At 39.0% G+C, this 20,429-nt stretch carries 19 protein-coding genes and 2 riboswitches; of the genes, 7 read left to right on the forward strand and 12 right to left on the reverse strand.

The annotated features are described in order from the left end of the window. Positions 1-278 precede the first annotated feature (278 nt). A complete protein-coding gene (locus SB717_RS02840; protein WP_410903156.1) occupies positions 279-1,862 on the forward strand; it encodes a PAS domain S-box protein in 1,584 nt (527 codons plus the stop codon). A gap of 134 nt (positions 1,863-1,996) precedes the next feature. Continuing rightward, positions 1,997-2,131 (forward strand): hypothetical protein, encoded by a 135-nt coding sequence (locus SB717_RS02845; protein ID WP_410903157.1) that lies wholly within the window; start codon positions 1,997-1,999, stop codon positions 2,129-2,131. Between the two features lie 80 nt (positions 2,132-2,211). Here the strand turns inward: SB717_RS02845 and SB717_RS02850 are convergent, their stop codons facing one another. Together SB717_RS02850 and SB717_RS02855 are read right to left on the reverse strand one after the other, a co-directional pair. Continuing rightward, the gene (locus SB717_RS02850) at positions 2,212-3,906 is read right to left on the reverse strand and encodes a M3 family oligoendopeptidase (RefSeq protein ID WP_410903437.1); all 1,695 of its coding nucleotides are present in this window, start codon (positions 3,904-3,906) and stop codon (positions 2,212-2,214) included. Between the two features lie 170 nt (positions 3,907-4,076). Next, positions 4,077-4,547, reverse strand: coding sequence for a MarR family winged helix-turn-helix transcriptional regulator (locus SB717_RS02855; protein ID WP_074678508.1), 471 nt, complete (start codon positions 4,545-4,547; stop codon positions 4,077-4,079). Positions 4,548-4,746: 199 nt separating this feature from the next. On the opposite strand from SB717_RS02855, the gene SB717_RS02860 reads away from it, so the two are divergent. Both SB717_RS02860 and SB717_RS02865 read left to right on the forward strand, forming a co-directional pair. Then, positions 4,747-5,514 carry a DUF4931 domain-containing protein gene (locus tag SB717_RS02860; protein WP_074678510.1) on the forward strand — a complete coding sequence of 256 codons (768 nt, stop codon included), beginning with the start codon at positions 4,747-4,749 and terminating at the stop codon, positions 5,512-5,514. A gap of 153 nt (positions 5,515-5,667) precedes the next feature. Continuing rightward, positions 5,668-6,399: a ZIP family metal transporter gene (locus SB717_RS02865; RefSeq protein ID WP_074678512.1), complete on the forward strand. Its 732-nt coding sequence runs from the start codon at positions 5,668-5,670 to the stop codon at positions 6,397-6,399. A gap of 64 nt (positions 6,400-6,463) precedes the next feature. Here the strand turns inward: SB717_RS02865 and SB717_RS02870 are convergent, their stop codons facing one another. The 10 genes from SB717_RS02870 to SB717_RS02915 form a co-directional block, all read right to left on the reverse strand. After that, complete coding sequence (locus SB717_RS02870; RefSeq protein ID WP_013082228.1) at positions 6,464-6,703, reverse strand: aspartyl-phosphate phosphatase Spo0E family protein; 240 nt, start codon at positions 6,701-6,703, stop codon at positions 6,464-6,466. A 319-nt stretch (positions 6,704-7,022) separates the two neighbouring features. After that, positions 7,023-8,363, reverse strand: coding sequence for a CoA-disulfide reductase (locus SB717_RS02875; protein WP_410903158.1), 1,341 nt, complete (start codon positions 8,361-8,363; stop codon positions 7,023-7,025). An 86-nt stretch (positions 8,364-8,449) separates the two neighbouring features. Next, a complete protein-coding gene (locus SB717_RS02880; protein ID WP_074678518.1) occupies positions 8,450-9,484 on the reverse strand; it encodes an ABC transporter permease in 1,035 nt (344 codons plus the stop codon). Beyond that, positions 9,481-10,986 carry a sugar ABC transporter ATP-binding protein gene (locus SB717_RS02885; protein ID WP_098621531.1) on the reverse strand — a complete coding sequence of 502 codons (1,506 nt, stop codon included), beginning with the start codon at positions 10,984-10,986 and terminating at the stop codon, positions 9,481-9,483. Before SB717_RS02885 ends, SB717_RS02880 begins: the two co-directional genes overlap by 4 nt. A 16-nt stretch (positions 10,987-11,002) precedes the next feature. Beyond that, positions 11,003-12,079, reverse strand: a complete 1,077-nt coding sequence (locus SB717_RS02890; RefSeq protein ID WP_264133647.1) for a sugar ABC transporter substrate-binding protein — start codon at positions 12,077-12,079, stop codon at positions 11,003-11,005. A 122-nt stretch (positions 12,080-12,201) separates the two neighbouring features. Continuing rightward, positions 12,202-12,717 carry a 1,2-dihydroxy-3-keto-5-methylthiopentene dioxygenase gene (locus SB717_RS02895; protein WP_410903159.1) on the reverse strand — a complete coding sequence of 172 codons (516 nt, stop codon included), beginning with the start codon at positions 12,715-12,717 and terminating at the stop codon, positions 12,202-12,204. Positions 12,718-12,732: 15 nt separating this feature from the next. Then, complete coding sequence (locus SB717_RS02900) at positions 12,733-13,371, reverse strand: methylthioribulose 1-phosphate dehydratase (RefSeq protein ID WP_071276261.1); 639 nt, start codon at positions 13,369-13,371, stop codon at positions 12,733-12,735. After that, the gene (locus SB717_RS02905; RefSeq protein ID WP_410903160.1) at positions 13,368-14,033 is read right to left on the reverse strand and encodes a 2-hydroxy-3-keto-5-methylthiopentenyl-1-phosphate phosphatase; all 666 of its coding nucleotides are present in this window, start codon (positions 14,031-14,033) and stop codon (positions 13,368-13,370) included. Before SB717_RS02905 ends, SB717_RS02900 begins: the two co-directional genes overlap by 4 nt. Next, entirely contained in the window at positions 14,030-15,274 is a 1,245-nt protein-coding gene (mtnW, locus tag SB717_RS02910; protein WP_144645431.1) for a 2,3-diketo-5-methylthiopentyl-1-phosphate enolase, read from the reverse strand. Before mtnW ends, SB717_RS02905 begins: the two co-directional genes overlap by 4 nt. 80 nt (positions 15,275-15,354) lie before the next feature. Further along, positions 15,355-15,461: riboswitch (SAM riboswitch) on the reverse strand. Between the two features lie 130 nt (positions 15,462-15,591). Continuing rightward, positions 15,592-16,764: a pyridoxal phosphate-dependent aminotransferase gene (locus tag SB717_RS02915; protein WP_410903438.1), complete on the reverse strand. Its 1,173-nt coding sequence runs from the start codon at positions 16,762-16,764 to the stop codon at positions 15,592-15,594. 112 nt (positions 16,765-16,876) lie between these two features. Here SB717_RS02915 and SB717_RS02920 point away from each other — a divergent pair, with 112 nt between their 5' ends. The 3 genes from SB717_RS02920 to mtnA all read left to right on the forward strand — a co-directional run bounded on the left by SB717_RS02920 (position 16,877) and on the right by mtnA (position 20,303). Next, positions 16,877-17,659 carry a carbon-nitrogen family hydrolase gene (locus SB717_RS02920; protein WP_074678530.1) on the forward strand — a complete coding sequence of 261 codons (783 nt, stop codon included), beginning with the start codon at positions 16,877-16,879 and terminating at the stop codon, positions 17,657-17,659. Positions 17,660-17,750: 91 nt separating this feature from the next. Beyond that, positions 17,751-17,901, forward strand: a riboswitch (SAM riboswitch). Positions 17,902-18,036: 135 nt separating this feature from the next. Beyond that, complete coding sequence (gene mtnK / locus SB717_RS02925; RefSeq protein ID WP_074678532.1) at positions 18,037-19,209, forward strand: S-methyl-5-thioribose kinase; 1,173 nt, start codon at positions 18,037-18,039, stop codon at positions 19,207-19,209. 35 nt (positions 19,210-19,244) lie between these two features. Next, positions 19,245-20,303, forward strand: coding sequence for an S-methyl-5-thioribose-1-phosphate isomerase (gene mtnA / locus SB717_RS02930; RefSeq protein ID WP_410903161.1), 1,059 nt, complete (start codon positions 19,245-19,247; stop codon positions 20,301-20,303). Positions 20,304-20,429: the final 126 nt, after the last annotated feature.

Raw genomic sequence — 20,429 nt, forward strand, 5'->3', positions numbered from 1 at the left:
GCAGTATAGCCTATCCAATTGGAAAAAAGTTCACTTTTACAAGGTTATCACAAAAGCTTTACATCTCCTTCATTTCGTTCATATTCTCCTCATATTTCCTTAATAGTTTATGGCCAGCCACATTCTAGATCTATCTTCCTTGGTCTAAGTGCTCAATTCGGCTATTCACACAGTTGTAACTATGCTAATATGAGTGATATATCACTACATCGTGCGACTAGCTGACTATAAAGTTATTCTCCTATAAAATTATTCACCATTTAAGAAAGGGATTTTTTATGGAATCACACAACCTCATAAAAAAACGGAATTTTATTCTTTTACTTATTTTCTGGCTGCTGTATTTTGTCCACATCGTGTTATACCACTTTATTGCAGCTGATCCTCATCTGATTGTTTTTATAAGCGGAGGGGTTTTATTACTGCTAGTGACAGCTATGTATTACTTTCATTTTCATCCGGCTATCATTATGTATTCTTTTTTCATATGCTATTATGCCTATATTGCGTACATGACATCTATTGAACCTGCTGTTATTAATTATTTGTTTTTGTTTCTTGGAATTATTGTTAGCTTTATTTATTATAGCTATATCGCTATTGTAATTTCTACATTAATGTCCATAATAATTGTTTTGTACTCTTATGTAAGCAACACTCTTTTTACATCTGTGACTTTCGTGAAATTAGATATCGTTTATTTCATTTTGTTTACGCTGATCACCATGATTATTTTGTTATACTGTGCTCATTTCTCTAAAAAATTGATTGCTATTACGACGGTCAAAATGAATAAAACCGAAGATGAACTTTACTCAGCTCAAGAGTATTTACAATCTTTTTTTACATATAACCGCGACGCCATTGCCGTGTTCAGTCTAGACGGGAAAGTGATTAAAGTAAACGATGCTTTTGAGCAAATATACGGATGGCAAGCGGAAGAAATTGTCGGAAAAGCCATTCCATTTATTCCTGCTAGCTTAAAAGGCAATGCTGAAAGCCGATTAGAAAGGGTTAAAAAAGGAGAAAAGCTAGTTGCCTTTGAAACTCAAGATAAGCGAAAAGACGGAACAATAATTGAGGTAGAAATCACGGTTTCACCTATTTTTAATCGTGATCAACAAGTCGTTGCGCTTTTTGGTATTTCACGCGACCTTACCGAAGAAAAAGAAACAGAAAAATTCCTTCGCCAAAAGGATAAGCTATCTTTAGCCGGCGAAATGGCAGCGGGCATCGCTCATGAAATTCGAAATCCGCTTACTTCTCTGAATGGATTTATTCAGCTTATTCACGAAGATAGCAGCCGCTATCATTCTTATACAACCATCATGCTGAGTGAACTGAATCGTATTAACTCAATCGTTGGAGAATTTTTATTGCTCGCTAAACCTCATGATACGGTTATGAAAAAGCATGCATTCTCTACTATTTTAAATGACGTTATTCTTCTGTATGAATCAGAATGTGTATTAAAAAATGTTGTCGTTAGAACGCAGGTGGAAGCCCCGCATACATACATCTGCTGTGATGCCAATCAAATTAAGCAAGTACTCATTAATTTATTAAAAAATGCGCTTGAAGCTATGCCTAGCGGAGGAGAAATTCATTTAAACGTTACTCAGCATACTAAAGATCTTACTATTTTCATTAAAGATACAGGAGTCGGCATTCCCTCAAATTTGCTTACGCATATTCAAAAGCCCTTTTTTACCACGAAACCCTCAGGCACCGGTCTTGGACTTGTTGTGATTAAAAACATTTTGTATCAGCATAAAGGAACATTTGAGATTAAAAGCACTGTTGGCGAAGGAACCAGCGTTACCCTTACGATTCCTTTATGGGAACAAGGAATTAACCATTAAAAAAAGAGGCTGGAACAAAAGTATGTTAGTTGAAGGAAGATCCGAACGAGTTTGTTTTTTGATTAAGAATCAAACTCATTCGGATTTTTTTATTATGAGGGTGAGCGTAGGTTTAATCTAGGTGCTTCTAGCTGTTGATTGGAGGGCAAGGCGAAGACTCCTACGGGAAAAGCGGAATAAGTGAGACCCCGCAGGAGCATAATCGCCGAGGAGACTCACCGACCGACCGCGGAAAGCGAAGCCTTGCACGGAAATCAACGGAGGTGTAATAAGCGATTCATACTAGATTGTTTATCCCATTTGTTCGTCTTTAGATTCGATTGATTTTGTTATGTCTCAATCTCTGTTTTTATAGCTTTTTATCATCAATACTATTTAAATAGTTTTCAATTTCATCTACTACAGACTGCACGCAGCCTTCTTCAAATGGAGAAATCAGATTCGCTTCCTCTACCAATTCTAAAAACGGCTTACTTCCGCCAAGCTTACATAAATGAACGTAATCTTGCCATGCTTGTTCATGATTTTCTCGATCCTTTTTCCAAAATTGAAATGCACAAATTTGAGCGAGCGTATAATCAATATAATAAAACGGAGACGTGTAAATATGAAGCTGGCGCTGCCAGAAGCCCCCGCTTTCTAGATAATGATGGCCATCATAATCTTTAGAAGGCATATATTTTTTTTCAATTTCGCGCCACGTTTGTTTTCGTTCCGAAGGCGTCATCTCAGGGTGTTCGTATACAGCATGCTGAAATTCATCTACCGCTACCCCGTAAGGCAAGAAAGTTAAGCCTGAGCTTAAGTGAGAAAACTGGTATTTATCTTTGTCTTCTTTAAAGAACAACTCCATCCAAGGCCATGTAAAATACTCCATGCTCATTGAATGAATTTCAGCTCCTTCATGCGTAGGCCAGTGATACTCATTGGTTTCCATATCTCGGCTGGAATACACTTGAAAAGCATGCCCTGCTTCATGCGTTAACACATCGATATCGCCCGATGTTCCATTAAAATTCGAAAAAATAAACGGCGCTTTGTATTCTTCAATAAACGTACAGTAGCCTCCGCCTGCTTTGCCCTTTTTAGCGACTAAATCCATCAAATTATTTTCAAGCATAAATGAAAAGAATTCGTCCGTCTCTTTAGAAAGCTCCTTATACATAACCCGTCCTTTTTCAATAATCCACTTTTCATCACCTTTTGGCACTGCGTTTCCTGTTTCAAACTGAAACGGTTCATCATAATAAGTTAAGCTCTCTACTTGAATTCTTTCCTGCTGACGCTTTTTTAGTTTTTCAGTAAGGGGAACAATATACTCTTTTACTTGTTTGCGAAAAGCGGCAACCATTTCAGCATCGTAGCCTATTCTAGACATACGAGCATAGCCCACTTCTACGAAATTTTTATAGCCTAATTTTTCAGCAAGTTTGGTCCGCACTTTTACAAGTTTGTCGTAAATATCATCAAATTCCTCTTCATGATCGGTGAAAAATTGAAACTTCGCTTCTGCTGCTTTTTTTCTCATTTCTCGATCAGGTGACTCCATAAACGGATCGAGCTGAGCTAACGTTCTTTCTTCTCCTTCAAATACAATTTTAGCTGACGCCACTAGTTTCGTATATTGAGACGATAGCTTATTTTCTTCCTGCAGCTCTTTTACTATTTCCGGAGAGAACGTTTTCAACTGCATTTCAGCAAGAGAGAACAGCTGCTTGCCCCATTTTTCTTCTAGTTCCCGTTTAAAAGGCGAGGAGATTAACGCTTTGTAAAATTTCTCGACGTATCCTTCTAAAAGCGGCTGTGTTTCATCAAAATAGTCTTGTTCTTCTTTATAAAATTCATTCGCTGTGTCGATAGAATGACGAATATAGCAGATGTTCCCCATTGTGCTGTACTGAGAATATGCATCGTTTGCTAGACGAATTTCCTCATTTTGCTGACTGACTGACGCTGCTTCCGTAAAATGTGTAATCGCCTTTTCAAACTGCTTTTCAATTTCATTCATATCAGGTCGCGTATATGTATAATTCTCAAATTTCATCATTTGTTCCCCTTCCTCTATAGTCTATATGTAACCTAATTCGTTTTTATCTAGCTGTATTCCTGTTAATTTCAATTTTTTGTCACTTTTTATTTTTTATGTCGATTAATTATGAAAGAAGTCATAGAAAAAACTCGTTTGTTCAACAGAAACAAACGAGCTTTCCTTAATTAATTAGTCGATTCCGGTAAAAATTCATCTGCATAGTGCCCCAGTTTCTTAAGCATCGAAATAGCAGCTTCCTTTTCTTCGCTAGATAAAACGGATAAAATATCATGAATTCTTTTTTCATGACTCGGAAACATGCTTTCAATCATTTCCTTGCCCTGCTGAGTGATAGCTGCATATGTTACACGGCGATCGTTCGGACAAGCAACGCGCTCTAAGAAGCCTTTTTTCTCAAGCTTGTCTACTACATACGTAATACTGCCGCTTGCCAACAGAATTTTTCCGCCGATTTGCTGCAGAGGCTGCTGGCCTTTGTGGTACAATAACTCTAGGACAGCAAATTCGGTTGGATTCATTCCATGCTGTTGAATAAATTTATGCACATGATCATTAATTGAACGATTGGCACGAGATAGTACAATAAATAATTTAAGAGATTGGTCTAACTCTTCTCTAGTTACATCATTCGTCATTTTAATCAGTTCCTTTAATATTATCTTGATATCAAGATAATACTAAAATTTCCCTTCAAAGTCAATCAAAGCAGGCTTATTTCATCGGTTATTCTCTCCGCTTGTACAATTTTTTTGATAAAAAATGTATATAAGTGGATTTATACATATGCTTTTAATACAATAAACATATGAACATTACATAAAAAGGTGAATGATTATGAAACCAACCCATTTATTATTTAATTCCGCGATTGGTTCACAAAAGCCTGAAACAATCGTTAATCGGCAAAACCCCTGTCCCTTTTGCGACGTAGAATCTCTTACAGGCATCATTGAAAAACAAGGACCTATCATTTGGCTGAAAAATAAGTTTCCCGTTCTGCAAGATGCTTACCAGACGGTTATTATTGAGACCGATGAGTGTTCTTCAGAACTGTCTATTTATCCAAAAGAACATCTGTACACCTTGCTGAGCTTCGCTACTGAACGATGGATATCGATGATGAACAGCGGTGAATATGCTTCTGTTCTTTTCTTCAAAAACCACGGTCCCATGTCCGGAGGATCATTACGGCATCCTCATATGCAAATTATTGGTTTAAATGAGATGGATGTAAATGAAAATGTGAAGCTAGAGCAGTTTGAAGGAGTCACAATTGCAAAAAATGAACACGTCACATTTAATTTATCTGTAAAACCTAGAATGGGCTTTTTTGAATTTAACGTGATCACAGATCAGCTTGACAAAGAGCTGCACGCTTTTGCAGATTATCTTCAAACGGCCGCTCACTATTTATTAAACCATTTTCATCGTAGCTGCACGAGCTACAACTTATTTTTTTATAATCTCAAAAACGGCAAAATTGCGGCGAAAATCATTCCTCGCTTTGCCACATCCCCTTTGTACGTAGGGTATGGCATTCCTCAAGTTTCCAATAAGCTTGAGCACATTGCTAACCAAGTTAAGGAGCTGTACTTTACCTAAAAAGTTGAACCTTCACTGGTTCAACTTTTTTACTTTTTTTCATAATGAGATTCAATTTTAAAATAGTCATGCTCATAAAAAACAAAAAAACATACACTAAAAGAACGATGTGAATTGAGGATGAAATGAAGAATACATAAAAGGAGACGGTTTATGACTGAGGTACTAATTGGAAGCATTCTTTCTGCCCTATCGACTGGAGTAGGTGCTTTGCCTATTCTGTTTTTGAATCAAGAACTCACTCATCGATGGAAAGATGTGCTTCTTGCGCTCACTGCAGGTATTATGACGGCTGCTTCTACTATGAGCTTAATTCCAGAATCTCTTCAAAGCGGAGGTTTTTTTTCCTTAGCAATTGGCTTACTGCTTGGAGTTGTAACATTAACACTCTTGGAGCAGAATATTCCTCACATTGATCTTGAGCATTCTAAAACCGGCATTCAATTTGATGAAAAAGCACTTTTAATTGTGTCCGCTATTACGTTGCACAACCTTCCTGAAGGACTGTCTGTTGGTGTTAGCTACGCTTCAAATGTTGAAAATACAGGGAACTTAATTGCACTTGCAATCGGTCTTCAAAATGCACCTGAAGGGCTGTTGGTTGCGCTATTTTTAGCTCAGCAAAATATCAGTAAAATAAAAGCATTTTTAATTGCGACCCTTACAGGCTCCGTTGAAATTGTAACGGCTTTACTCGGATTTTATTTAACTAACTTTGTTGATTCTCTCGTTTCATATGGATTAGCTTTTGCTGCTGGAGCCATGCTTTTTATTATTTATAAAGAGTTGATTCCGGAAAGTCACGGCGATGGAAACGAAAGATTTGCTACTTATTCGTTTATTTTTGGTATTTTGTTTATGATTTTTTTAATTAACATTTTTTAAAGCTGAAGAGAGGCCACGGGCAGCGTAATTGTTTTACTGCCCGATCCCGAATGCTTGTCCTGCATTACAGCTTTGAAAAAGATAAAAAACGGCTAATGAGTGTGGCAAACGATGTCTTTTCTTCCTCTTCTTTTAAACGCTGCTTTTGATAAACGAGTAAGAGCTGATCAAGCTCTTGACTACAGGTAACGGTTTCTTCATTAGTCAGACCTTTTTCTTCTCCGAGCTGCACCATCTTTTGTCTTTTTTGGACGATTTCCACTAATAATCTCTCTGATTTCGTTCTATTTCTCACTCCAAACACAAAATCCTCTCCTATGACAAAGAAATTAGCTTATAACGCATTATTACAAATTCTACTAAATATGTAAATAGAGTCGCAATAATAGACATTTTTTTCGCGAAAAAATTATTTTGTCGGAATTTACAAACGCTTACATTACTATAGGAATACCGTTTATCTTTTTTTTACAAGTTGTTTTTCGACAAAAGATGCTGCTTGTCGAATAGAAAAAAGATTGAAATCTGCGTTCACCATCACCATGAAAAAATCCGAACGAAGTTGATTCTTAATCAAGAATCACTTCGTTCGGATCTTCATACTTTTGTCACTGTATCTTTTTCTATTCAGCTTTCTGGGCAGCAATTTGTACAGCATCCCATACTGTAGCAAAAGGAGGAGCGTACGAAAGATCTAGCATGGTTATCTCATCTGTTGTGAGGCGGCAAGTGATAGCTGTCGCAAATACATCGATTCGTTTTGCTACTCCTTCTTTACCAATCATTTGAACCCCCAAAATCTCTTTTGTTTCAGGATGATAAACAAGTTTTATCACAATCTTTTCAGCTCCTGGATAGTAAGAAGCATGACTTGGAGCCTTGGCTGTGATGGCTTTGTACAAAAGAGAATTTTCTCTTGCTTCTCTTTCCGAAATGCCGGTTTTTCCAATTTCATAGTCCATCACTTTCACAATACTTGTACCTACAACACCCGGAAATTCTCTATTTTCTCCCCCTAATCGGTAACCAAGAACCCTTCCCTGCTTATTGGCAATGGTTCCAAGAGCAATATGAACATCTTTTTTTAATACGCGGTGATAGCTCGTTGCACAATCTCCTGCTGCGTAGATATGAGGCACGTTGGTTTCTAACTTCTCGTTTACTAAAATTGCTCCATTTTCAAGCATTCTTAGTCCGTTTCTTTCTAAGAATTGCGTATTCGGACGAACTCCTACATTTACAATCACTAAATCCGTTTGATACGTTTGACAGTTTGTTTGAACGTGAGTGACGAAACCATCTGAATGCAGCAATGCTTCGACTTCTTCTTCGAAATGAAATAAAATATCGTCATCTAGCTGCTGTTGTAAATGCTCTGCCATTTCTTGATCTAAAATTGATAGAATCTGCTTTCCCTTTTCAATAACCCGTACTTCTTTTCCCAAAGCCTTCATTGCTTCAGCTACTTCCATTCCGACATATCCTCCGCCGATAATGGTGACTTTCTCTACGGAGTGAGCCTGTAGATATGTATAGATTCTTTCGCTGTCTTCTAATGATTTTAATGTACATACATTCGGCATATTATCACTCATAAAATTGGGTTTAACAGCCGATGTTCCAGTTGCAATGATGAGTTCATCATATGCTATCTCTTTTTTCGTTTGCTCCTTTACATCTTGTACTACTATGTATTTTTTTGTATGATTTACTTCTTTAACTTCGTGAAAAAGATGGACGGAGATGTTTCGCTCTTCAAATTCTTGTTTCGTCCGAGCAATCAAATCGTCTTTTTCTTTTACAACACCTGACAGATAGTAAGGCATGCCACATGCGCTGTAAGAGATATCTCCACCTTTTTCAAATACAAGGATTTCTACTTCTTCTTTTTCTTTCATGCGGCGAAGCTGTGAAGCTGCGCTCATTCCAGCGGCTACTCCTCCTATAATGACAACACGTTTCATCTATACTCCCTCTTTCTCCATAAATAGTGGACTATACTATTGTTTTTCCTTATTCTTGCCGATTTCAAACGAAAAAAAACGGCTGTTTACACAGCCGTAGATGTTTGTTTCGAGCGGTAATACGTTAAAGCCAAGGCTCCTGCTAATACAGCTCCTTTAATAATGTCTTGCATATAATACGGAACATTTAACATCGTTAATCCGTTTAACAGCACACCGATTAAAATAGAGCCAATCAGCGTCCCGAATACGTTCGGCTTCCCTGCTCCAAATACTGAAAAGCCAATGTATGTAGCAGCTACGGCATCCATTAAAAATGGTGAGCCCGCGTTCACTTCTCCTACTCCAATACGGGCAGCTAAAACGACTCCTCCAATTCCAGCAAGCAAACCTGAAAACATATAGGCATACATACGGTAACGATTAACCGGTACACCCGAAAGTCTTGCTGCTTCTATATTACCTCCTGTTACGTAGAAAAAACGCCCAAACTTCGTATAGGAAAAAATGATATGAACAAGCAGCACAGTCAGCAGCATAATGATAACAGGAACAGGAATACCTAGAAAGTGACCTTGCCCCAGCGCAAGGAAAGAAGGAATAAAAATTCCCGGAGCTCTTTCTCCGCTTGGTAAAGGCATATTGGTATAAATAGCTGAGCCTTTTGTATACGTTAATAAAATCCCCTGTACGATAAACATCATTGAAAGAGTGGCTAAAATATCAGGAATCTTTACTTTCACTACTAAAAAAGCATTCACTAACCCGATAAGAAGCGATGCAATAATCGGAACAATGATAACAACTGCAATTTCTTGTCTGTGTAAAACGAGCATAGAGGCTGATAAAATAGTGGCTAAACCAGCCGTAGATCCTACAGATAAGTCGAGTCCGTTGACGGTTAACGATATCGTTACACCAAGCGCAATTAAGGTAACAATGGAAATTGAGCGCAGGATATCACTTATGTTTTCTCCTGTTAAAAAGTTAGGTGTGGCAATGGAAAAAATAATCATAATAACAAAAATCATTAAGACTGTCCCATATTTATAAAAGAAGTCAAAAACGCTTATTTTTCTCTTTGGTTTCGCTACAGGTTCTGTTACATACTCCGCACTCATCCTTTTACTCCTCCTGCTGTATAATAAAATAATTTTTCACTAGTTGCTTCTTCTTTGGATAATTCTTTCACGATTTTTCCGTTGTACATAACATAAATTCGATCCGCTACCCCTAGCAGCTCCTCGAATTCACAGGTTGCGTAAACAACTCCTTTTTTCTGTGACACAAGACCTGTAATTAAGTCGAATATCTCTCGCTTAGAGCCGACATCAACTCCTTTAGTTGGTTCATCAAACAACAGTACGCTAGAGTCCGTAACAAGCCATTTTCCGATTGCTACTTTCTGCTGATTTCCACCGCTTAACGTTCCAACTGACTGCTCGATAGAATGAGACTTTACGCCAACTTGCCCCGTCGTTTTCTGCGCTTTTTCTTTGATCTTTCCTCGCTTTAGAAACGAATAGTTTGTAAAGCGGGACAGACTTGGCAAAACTAAGTTATCGGCAATCGATTCATGAACAAAAATTCCTTCTTTTCTTCGTTCTTCAGGAACAAGAGAAAGGCCTTGTGCAATATAATAATAAGGCTGCTTACTCAGCTTTAGTTTCTTGCCTTTTAACCGAACGCTGCCGCTGACATATTGCTCTAAACCAAATAGACTTCGGCAAAGCTCCGTTTTCCCCGCTCCTACAAGCCCTGCAATACCGACTACCTCTCCTTCTTTTACATGAAAAGAGATATTCGAAAGCCGCCCTGGAAGAGATAATGCTTCTACGTGTAAAAGTTCGTTTCCAACTTCTACTGATTTTTTGACCCACTGCTTTAGAGAAGACGTTCCTAGCATAAGCGTAATTACGTCTTCAATTGATGTATGTGAAGTTTCTTTTGTAGCTACATAGCGTCCGTCCTTTAAAACCGTTAAGCGGTCGCAAATATCAACCACTTCTTGAAGGCGATGTGAAATATAAATAATGCCTACTCCATTTTTCTTCAGCTCTCTCATCACAGAAAACAATTGTTTCGTCTCTTCCACACTAAGAGGTGCGGTTGGTTCATCCAAAATTAAATAATCAACATTTTGTACAATTGCACGTGCAATAAGCACCTGCTGTTTTTCGGATAGAGTTAGATCAACGACATTTTTTTTAACAGATAAAGAAGAACCAAGTAAAGAAAGGGCTTCTTCCGCTTTCTTATAAATAGATTTCCAGTTTACAAATGTCTTGCTTTTCTTAGAAGCCTGCAGGTCTAACACAATGTTTTCAGCTACTGACAGCGAAGGAATCAGCGCTACATCCACTTCTTGGTGTACAATTCCAATTCCGTGGCTCTTCGCTTCTTTAGGAGAAGAAATAGAGATTTCCTCTCCGTCTTTATAGATTTTTCCTTCGTACTCGTCGTAAGCTCCGCACAATATTTTCATCAGCGTACTTTTACCGGCACCATTGGCTCCCAATAAAGCATGAATTTCCCCTTTTTGAACAGTAACATTAACTTTGTTCAGCGCTTGAAAAGAACCAAAGTTTTTTGTAATGTTCTTCATTGAAAGCTCGTTCGTCATATCTGTCCCTCCACTTCTACTCTTTTTTGCCCCATTCTTCTACGTACTGACTAAGCTGATCCATATTAATCGTTTGATTAGGCAAATCTGTTTGTTTGACTAAAACCGGATCAAAGGAATAATAACGAGGGATCTCTTGACCGGAAATCTTTTTAAGAAGCAAATCAACCTGCTTTTCTCCTACTGAAGCTGGGTTTACAGCAGCTGACGCTTTCCATGGGCTGTTTTTTGCTTGCATCATTTGCAGGTCTTCATCAGATAAGTCCACTCCGTATACTTTAATCTCATCTCGTCCTGCTTCCTTAATCGCTCTCGTGACTCCTTTGGCAAATTCGTCCCAAGGTGCCCAAACAGCTGCAATGTCTCCTTTATTTGGATACTGCTTCAACACGGCTGCCATTTTATTTTGGGTGTCTAGAGAGGTGTTGTCTGTTGCACTTCCAAACGTGGCAATTTGTTTTACATCTGGATAGCGATTCATCATAATTTTATAAATGCTGTCGCGTTTTTCCATCGGCGCAAAGCCTCCAACAAACGCATATACAATATTTCCTTTTCCGTTAATATCCTGCATCATTTGTTTCAGGCCCTGCAGCGCAAGCATATAATCGTCTTGATCGATGGTTGTCACACCTTCTACTTTTAATTCTACGTCTGTTGCAATAACGGGAATTCCTTTTGCAATCGCGCGCTTCACGCCAGGTTCAAGGGTTTCAGCCCGGCCGTGGTCAATCATAATACCATCAACATTTTGGTTAATAGCCGTGTCTAAATACGCTGCCATTTTAGATTGATCATTATTAGAATCAGAAACGGATAGCTGTACTCCGGCTTTTTTAGCCGCTTTTGTCACACCTGTTATGTACTGAGCAGCGTGAGTGCCTGACGTAAATTCAGAAATAAGAGCAATTTTTGTATCTTTCGTAATCTTTTTTCCTTCTTGCTGTACAGGCTTAGCAGAAGCCGCTTGCTGCGCTGGAGCTGCCTGTGCTTTCTCGTTTAGATTTGGCTGTTCTTTCGTGCAGGCAGCCAGCGCAAAAACTAGAAGCACGAGCAAAGTAAGTGGCCACAGCATTTTTTTACTCTTTTTCATGGTGTTCCTCCTATTAAACTTATTATTCACATAAAAATAGTTAGTTTTATAATAATCCAAAGAATACCCCGCTTTTAGATGTAAAAGCGGGGTGATCATGACCTATGCTTTACAAGTAGTTGTTATGCGTAAATAGGTACCCATCCTTCAGTTGTCACGAAAATTCGGACAGCGACTACTTTACGATCTTCCATTAGTGTAAAGTAGTGAAGAATGTTTTCTGGTACTGAAATTAAATCGCCTGGCTCTAATTCAACATCAAAAAATTCGCCGTCTTTTCCTTGAATAACAAAAATTCCATGACCGCTTACGATAAAGCGCACTTCGTCATCGGTATGAATATGCTTGCGCTGAAAGTTTTTTAACAATTCATCAATATTTGGTGTAGATTTCGATAACGAGATAACATCTTGAGCTTTATAGCCGCGGCGTTCAGAAATATCTTTAATATCCTCATCAAAAGCGTTTAGAATTTCTGTTTTTTCTTCATCAGTCAAATCATACTTTTCACGAAGATTTTCTGGAAGTTTTGTAATATCCCAGTTTTCATAAATAACTTCATTGTTTGCCAGAAAAGCTGATACTTCCTCTTGAGTTTCAATTCTTTTATTATTTACATGTAAGCGAATTTGTGCCATTGTTGTTTCCTCCTTTTATAAATGCACCTTTGGCTTAATGCCTTTAAGTGATAGTAATTTCACATGGTAGCTAAATAGAAATTCATAGGCTTCTAGCGCTTTTTTTGTTTCAAACGCATTTTTCCCCCATACCGTAATCCCATGGTTACGAATTAAAATCGCGCCTTGATCGCCTTTTATATGGTGAGAAAACTCTTCTGCTAATGTCGGAATATCAGCGTAATTCGGAATAATCGGAACAGTAATTTCCGCATCTTCTTCCCAAATACCCAGCGCCTTAATAATTTCTTGCCCCTTAAATGAAATAAGTCCTTCATCTCCGTACAGTTCAGAGATCACGTTGTTGTCAATTGTATGTACATGAAGACTGCACCCGGCATTCGTTAACTCGTAAATCTTAACGTGTAAAAGCGTTTCAGCAGAAGGCTTTAAATGCGTTTCTTCTGCAGGTCTTCCATGTTGATCAACTAATAAAAAATCTTCATTTGTACGTTTTCTTTTGTCTTTTCCACTTGCTGATACAAAGAAAGTTGTCGGATTTTGGTCCACTTTAATCGCTAAGTTTCCGCTTGTACCGAAGAACCAATCGCGCTCTGCCAACTCATCTTTTATATCCGCAAGCTCGTGTAATCTTTGCTGAGCCATGATACTCATGCTTTCACCTCTTCTGTTAATTCTTGTAAATGGTGAATCACATCGTAAAAAGTAGAAAAAGGTCGATACGGTAGAGATAGCTCTTCACATTTTTCAATTAAAAAGTCACGTGCAATGACCGTATCAGCTAATTTGGCAGCCTGCAAATCCGTAATTGAATCGCCAATAACAACCGTATGATCTCTTTCATCTGCAAGACGGCGAATAATCGTTGGCTTACAGCAGCCGCAGTCATTTGTACACTGTTTATCACATGTATGAGGCCACGTAATGGAAATATGCTCACCGGAAAAATCAGATCCGTTGCAGTAGAGCATTTCTTCTGCAACCCGATTTCCCAAAAGCGGTTTTACAAAAAAGTCAATTCCTCCGCTTACAATATAAAGCGGAATATGGTGCTCTTTTGTATAAGCAATAAAATCATCAAATCCATCTCGAATAGCAGACGTCTCTAAAATATAAGAAATAATCTCTTCCTTTAATTCCACGGGGAGCAAGGCAAACATTCGCCCTACTCCTTCTTGAATAGAAACGCGCTGAGCCAGCACGTCCTCTTTAATACTTTCCCACTCGGGAGGAGCAAATTGTTTCATAATAGCAATGATGTTATCGCTATTTGTGATTGTTCCATCAAAGTCACAAAAGATTTTTAACGATGTCATGCTTTCACCTCTACTGTTCCCCATAGTTGCAAAGCTTTTTGCAACTCTTTTGATTCTTCAGCTTTTTCGGATAGTGTTTGATGAGAGAGTACTGCATCTATCGCCGAACGGAATGCTTTTCCTCCTCCGATAGCTCCGTCTGGATGACCGTGAACTCCGCCGCCTGCATTAATAATGCTGTCGATTCCAAAGTCTTTCACAAGCTGCGGTACCATTCCAGGATGAATTCCTGCTGAAGGAACCGGGAAAGTCTGCTTATATTTGTATACAGGGCGAGTTAATTCGTAGGCAATGCCTGTCGTATCTTCAAGAGAAAGCGCTACGCTTCCGTATGGTGATGGAAACAGTGAGAAATCTGCTCCGGCTAAGCGCAATAGCTTTCCAAGCAGTAATGAATTTGAAAAACCGTAAAACTCTGATGGCGTAAGCGCTCCGCTAACGGCTGGGTGTGCCATAATCGGCAAGTTAATTTCATCATCTTCTCGAAGTGCCTGCAGTACGTCTAACCCATAAGCAAATACGTTGAATAAAAGCGCATCGGCTCCTAGCTCAGCTGCTTTTCTTGCTTTCTCTTTTAATTCAAACGTTCGTCCCGTTAAATTAACAGCATACAGCGTGCGGTGTCCCGTTTTTTCGTATACTTCATTCAGTACTTTTTTTCCTTCTGTAACGCGAGCTTCAAAAGGTGTGCGTTCACTATCAAACAAAATCTCGTCGTCTTTAACCAAATCCACTCCGCCAAGCGCTTGCTCACGCAGCTGAGTTGTTAAGTACGTCATGTCTCTTCCAATCACGCCTTTAAAAATACTCATCACAAGCGGACGGTCATAAACGCCTAGTTTCTCTCGGATACCTTCTATTCCAAAGCGCGGTCCTGGGAATTGAGCTAATAATTCATCAGGAAAATCCAAGTCTAATAGTTTCACTTTTCCATCAAGTGATAGTTTTCCGAAAACCGTAACTAAAATAGCCGGTAAATCTCTTGAAAAGTTGGCAGTTGGATAAGCAATTTTGACAATCGCCTGCTTAATTTCTCCTCCTAAATATCCGTTTACACGTTCGCAATCTTGAAGCTCAGTTACGGACACGACGCGCCCTTTATGCTTTTGAAGCTGCTGTTGATCTAAAAGCGGCAGATCTGTCCATGAGCCGACGGTTAGTCCTAAAGCGATTCCTTCCGCTTTTTTATGAAAATTTCCTTTATTGTCATGTAGTAAGTAGCTTGCAACGATTTCGCTCATTATGCTAAAAACTCCCTTGCTGTTTAATATCGTTAATAAAAAAAACCTCTTCTGTGATTAAGAAGAGGCTTTCGTTGCTCTTCTTATCTCTCAGCTGCTGCTGCAAGAATTAGCACCGTGCTTAACATGCGTTAAGTCGGTTGCCGGGCTTCATCGGGCTAGTCCCTCCACCTACTCTTAATAAGAAAGTTGCTATTTATTTAAATTAAATTCGTAGATTATATACTAAATACAAAATACCGCTAGGATTTATTGGTTATTAATCTCGTTAACTTCTTACATATTAAGCCAACTCAAAAAGGATTGTCAATGCGTTTTTAAAATAAATTTAATTTTTTTATTCGAGATACAGCTTCTCTCATGCGCTCTTCATCCGTCAGCAGTCCTACGCGCACATAGCCTTCACCATATGTTCCGAAGCCTACTCCAGGCGCCACTACAACGTGGGCTTTTTCAAGAAGTAAATCTGAAAACTGTTCAGAAGTATATCCTTCAGGAACTTTTAGCCATGCAAAAAAGGAGCCCGCTGGAGATGTAACGTCCCAACCAATTTCTCGAAGCCCTTGAATAAAGGTATTGCGTCTAGATTCATAGCGCTTAACTAAATCATTCACGCATTGTTGAGATTCTAACAGAGCTGCTGCTGCTGCCTCTTGAACCGCCCCAAAGAGACTGACGTACATGTGATCTTGAAGAAGATTAATAGCTTCTACTACACTTTCATTTCCTACAGCAAATCCAACTCGCCATCCCGCCATGTTATACGTTTTAGAAAGAGTATAAATTTCAATTCCCGTCTCTTTTGCACCAGGAGTCTGTAAAAAGCTGATTGGCTTTTTACCATCAAATCCAATTGCTCCGTAGGCAAAGTCGTGTACCACACAAATATCGTGCTTGGCAGCAAACGCCACGGTGTCTTCAAAAAATTCTGCCGTTGCCACTGCACCAGTAGGATTATTAGGATAGTTTAAAAACATGAGCTTTGCCTGTTCTTTAGCACGTTCACCTATCACTTCGTATACGGGTAGAAAATGATTTTCAGCCGTGAGCGGCATCACTTCCATCTTTGCTTTTGCAAGCTCTACTCCAGACCAGTAATCAGGATATCCAGGATCCGGAACCAGCACCGTATCTCCAGGGTTTAATAAGCACTGCGGGATTTCTACAAGTCCACCCTTTCCGCCAAACAAAATAGCTACTTCTTTTTCGGGATCCACATCAACGCCATATTCTCGTTTATAAAAAGTCGCAACGGCCTCTTTTAAAAACTGGTGCCCCCGAAATGGAGAATATTTATGATGCATAGGATTAGCACTTGCTTTTTGCAGTGTTTCTACAATATGTGAAGGAGTAGGCTGATCAGGATTTCCCTGCCCTAAGTTAATAACGTCGTGCCCTTGGGCCATTACTTTTCCTACCTTGCCTACAAGTGATGCAAAAAATTGTTTTGGTAAACTTTTTAATAGTTCCGATTGCTCAAATTGTTTCATCATCGCACACCTTCTCAAAAAATTCTTGAAATTCTAGTCACAAATAATATATTGTAATACTCAACTTGTAAAGTCATTTTTTTCAACTACTAAAAAAAGGACGGATGATAAAGTGAGTGTAAAAATCACATGTTTGCAGCTTGATATTGCGTTTGGGGACCCAACTAAAAACCGAAAATATATTCAACAAAAAATGACGGAAGCCATGAAAGAAAACCCTGATATCCTTGTGCTTCCTGAGCTATGGGATACAGCTTATGATTTGACGCGGCTAGACGAAATTGCAGATGATGAAGGACAGCAAGCCAAGCAATTAATCTCTCAGTTTGCTAAAACGAACGAAGTAAATATCGTGGCAGGTTCGATCGCGAAAAAAACAGAGCAAGGCGTCACAAATACGATGTATATTTTCGACCGAAAAGGTCGTGAAGTATCACAATACAGTAAGCTGCACTTATTTAAATTAATGGATGAACACCTCTATTTAGAAGCAGGAACAGCAAAAAATCTTTTTACACTTGAACAGTCTTTATGCGCAGGAGTTATTTGTTACGATATTCGTTTTCCAGAATGGATTCGGGTTCATACTAGCAGCGGAGCAGAAGTCTTATTTGTTGTCGCTCAGTGGCCGGCTCCAAGACTTGCCCACTGGAAAGCACTGCTCATTAGCCGTGCAATCGAAAATCAATGCTATGTAATCGCGTGTAATCGTGTAGGCCAAGATCCTCATAACACATTTGCCGGACATTCCTTAGTCATCGATCCGTGGGGGGAAATAATCGCTGAAGCTGGCGATAGCGAAGAACTTTTAAGTGCTGACGTTAATCTGGAACTTGTAAAAGAAATTCGCAAACAAATTCCTGTCTTTACAGATCGCCGCACAGAATTTTATTAATTATGTATTGACAGCCGTTTTTTTGCATGATACGATTTTCACCAGATAACATAAAATATTCAAACAAATCAAAATTGAATAAGTAATCGTACTCTTATCAAGAGTTGGCTGAGGGATTTGGCCCTGTGAAGCCCAGCAACCGACCGTCATTCCATCCTAAGGTGGATCACACTCGTAAAACATGTTTTACAAAGGCACGGTGCTAATTCCAACAGAAAGTAATTCTTTCTGGCAGATAAGAGGTTTGAACACTACAATCAAGCCTCTTTCCAACGAAAGAGGCTTTTATATTTTCTAAAATTATAAAAGCCTCCATATATTCTTAAACCTATTAACTTAGTAAACGAATCAGTTTAATAAACTATGGAGGGATTCCGATGTCAACAACAAAAACAGAGAAGTATCAGCCTTTAACAGAAATTTCAGCAATTAAACTTGTGAAAAAGCTAGGTCTTTTTGATGCCACAGAAGCACTGACTGCCCGTGAAATTGGTGACGGCAACTTAAATCTTGTCTTTCACATCATAAATGATCAAACGAATAAATCCATTGTCGTCAAACAAGCGCTTCCCTATGCAAAAGTTGTAGGCGAAAGCTGGCCTCTATCCTTGAACCGTGCCACAATTGAAAGCAATGCGCTCAAGCAATTCGGTGCATTTACGCCAGAACTTGTACCCGCTGTTTATTACCACGATGAAACGCTTGCTGTTACGGTCATGGAAGATCTGTCTCATTTAACGATTTCTCGCGCCGGACTTATTCAAGGTGAAAGTTATCCTCTGCTCTCACAGCATATCGGTTCTTTCCTAGGACATATTGCGTTCAAAACGTCTGATTTCGCCTTAAAGCCTCAGGATAAAAAAGAAGAAGTTGTTAAGTACAGCAATCCGGACTTATGCAATATTACGGAAGATTTAGTTTTTACAGATCCTTTTTTTGATATTGATACAAATGAATTCGAAAAAGCGCTGCGCCCTGATGTAGAAGAATTGTGGAATGATAGTGATGTAAAGCTGCAAGCAGCAAAATTAAAATATAAATTTTTAACAAATGCGCAAACGCTAATCCACGGTGATTTACATACAGGCAGCATCTTTGCTAGCAGTCAAGAAACGAAAGTGATTGATCCAGAGTTTGCTTTTTACGGTCCGTTTGGATTCGATTTAGGGCAATTTGTGGCGAATTTATTTTTAAATGCTCTTTCTCGAGAAACCAATCGTGAACTGTTATTTGCACACATTACGAACACATGGAACGTATTCAAAGATACCTTTACTGCCCTTTGGCACTCTGAAAACACTGAACCTTTCGCTAAAGATGAGCGCTTATTACATGAAATTTTAACGCAAACGTGGCAAGATGCTGTTGGATATGCAGGATGTGAAATCATTCGACGTACGATTGGCTTAGCTCACGTGGCGGACTTAGACGAAATTTCTTCAGAGGAGAAAAAAATTAACGCTAAACGTACTGCGTTAAAAATTGGACGCTATTTGCTTCTGCACCAACAAGACGTTTCACCAAATGAATTTGAACATTTACTTCGATAACGAATAATGTACACAATGAAAGGATCGGTATCAGCATGACAAATACACTATCACTTCCGCGCTCAGTGGAATGGAATGAATCATATATTACTTTATTAGATCAGCAGCAGCTTCCTGGCAAAGTTGAATATATTAAGCTGCAAACCATTAAAGACGTATGGGATGCTATCACTACCTTGAAAGTACGAGGAGCCCCTGCAATTGGTATTACGGCGGCTTTTGGTCTTGCTCTTTCTGCGCTTAGCTATGACACAGATTCAGTCAAGGATTTTAACAAAAAGCTAGCTCTTGATCAACAGTATTTAGCTAGTTCACGCCCTACTGCCGTCAATTTATTTTGGGCACTGGAACGCGTAGCGAAAAGCGCGGAATCCGCTTCGTCCGTTAATGAAGCTAAAACAAAAGTTGTTCATGAAGCTATTCAAATTCAAGTAGAAGATGAAGAAACGTGCTACCGAATTGGAGATCATGCTCTTTCTTTATTTAAAAAGAAAGATAAAATCATGACAATATGTAATGCTGGTTCAATTGCTACAGCTTATTATGGAACAGCCTTAGCACCTTTTCACTTGTCTAAGCAGCGCGATATTCCGCTTGAAGTATTTGCCTGTGAAACAAGACCCGTTCTTCAAGGTTCTCGCTTAACAGCATGGGAACTTCAGCAGTCGGGAGTGGACGTTACGCTGATTACGGATAATATGGCCGCTCATACAATTAAAACAAAAGGAATTAATGGAATTATTGTAGGTGCTGATCGCATTGCAGCAAATGGCGATACGGCTAACAAAATTGGAACGTATGGACTTGCTCTTTTAGCGAAGGCATTTGGTATTCCATTTTACGTAGCAGCGCCGCAGTCCACATTTGATTTATCTATTCCAGACGGCAGCAGCATCCCTATTGAAGAACGTTCACCTAAAGAAGTAACGCACATTGGAGATACGCAAATTGCTCCAGACGGGATCTCTGTGTACAATCCAGCTTTTGATGTGACGCCAGGCGAACTGATTACGGCTATTATTACAGAGCATGGGATTATCCATTCCCCGTCTTTTGAATCCATTCAAAACGTTTTGCTGCAATCTGCTCAATAACAAGAGGCTGGGACAAAAGTTTTTTAGCGACACTAAAAAACGAACCATTAATCATCGTGTTTGATTAGTGGTTCGTTTTTTATTATGGTGAATATAGTTTCATCTGTTTCGTTCCTTCTAGCAGTT

Source organism: Priestia sp. SIMBA_032, assembly GCF_046535215.1.
GTDB lineage: Bacteria > Bacillota > Bacilli > Bacillales > Bacillaceae_H > Priestia > Priestia aryabhattai.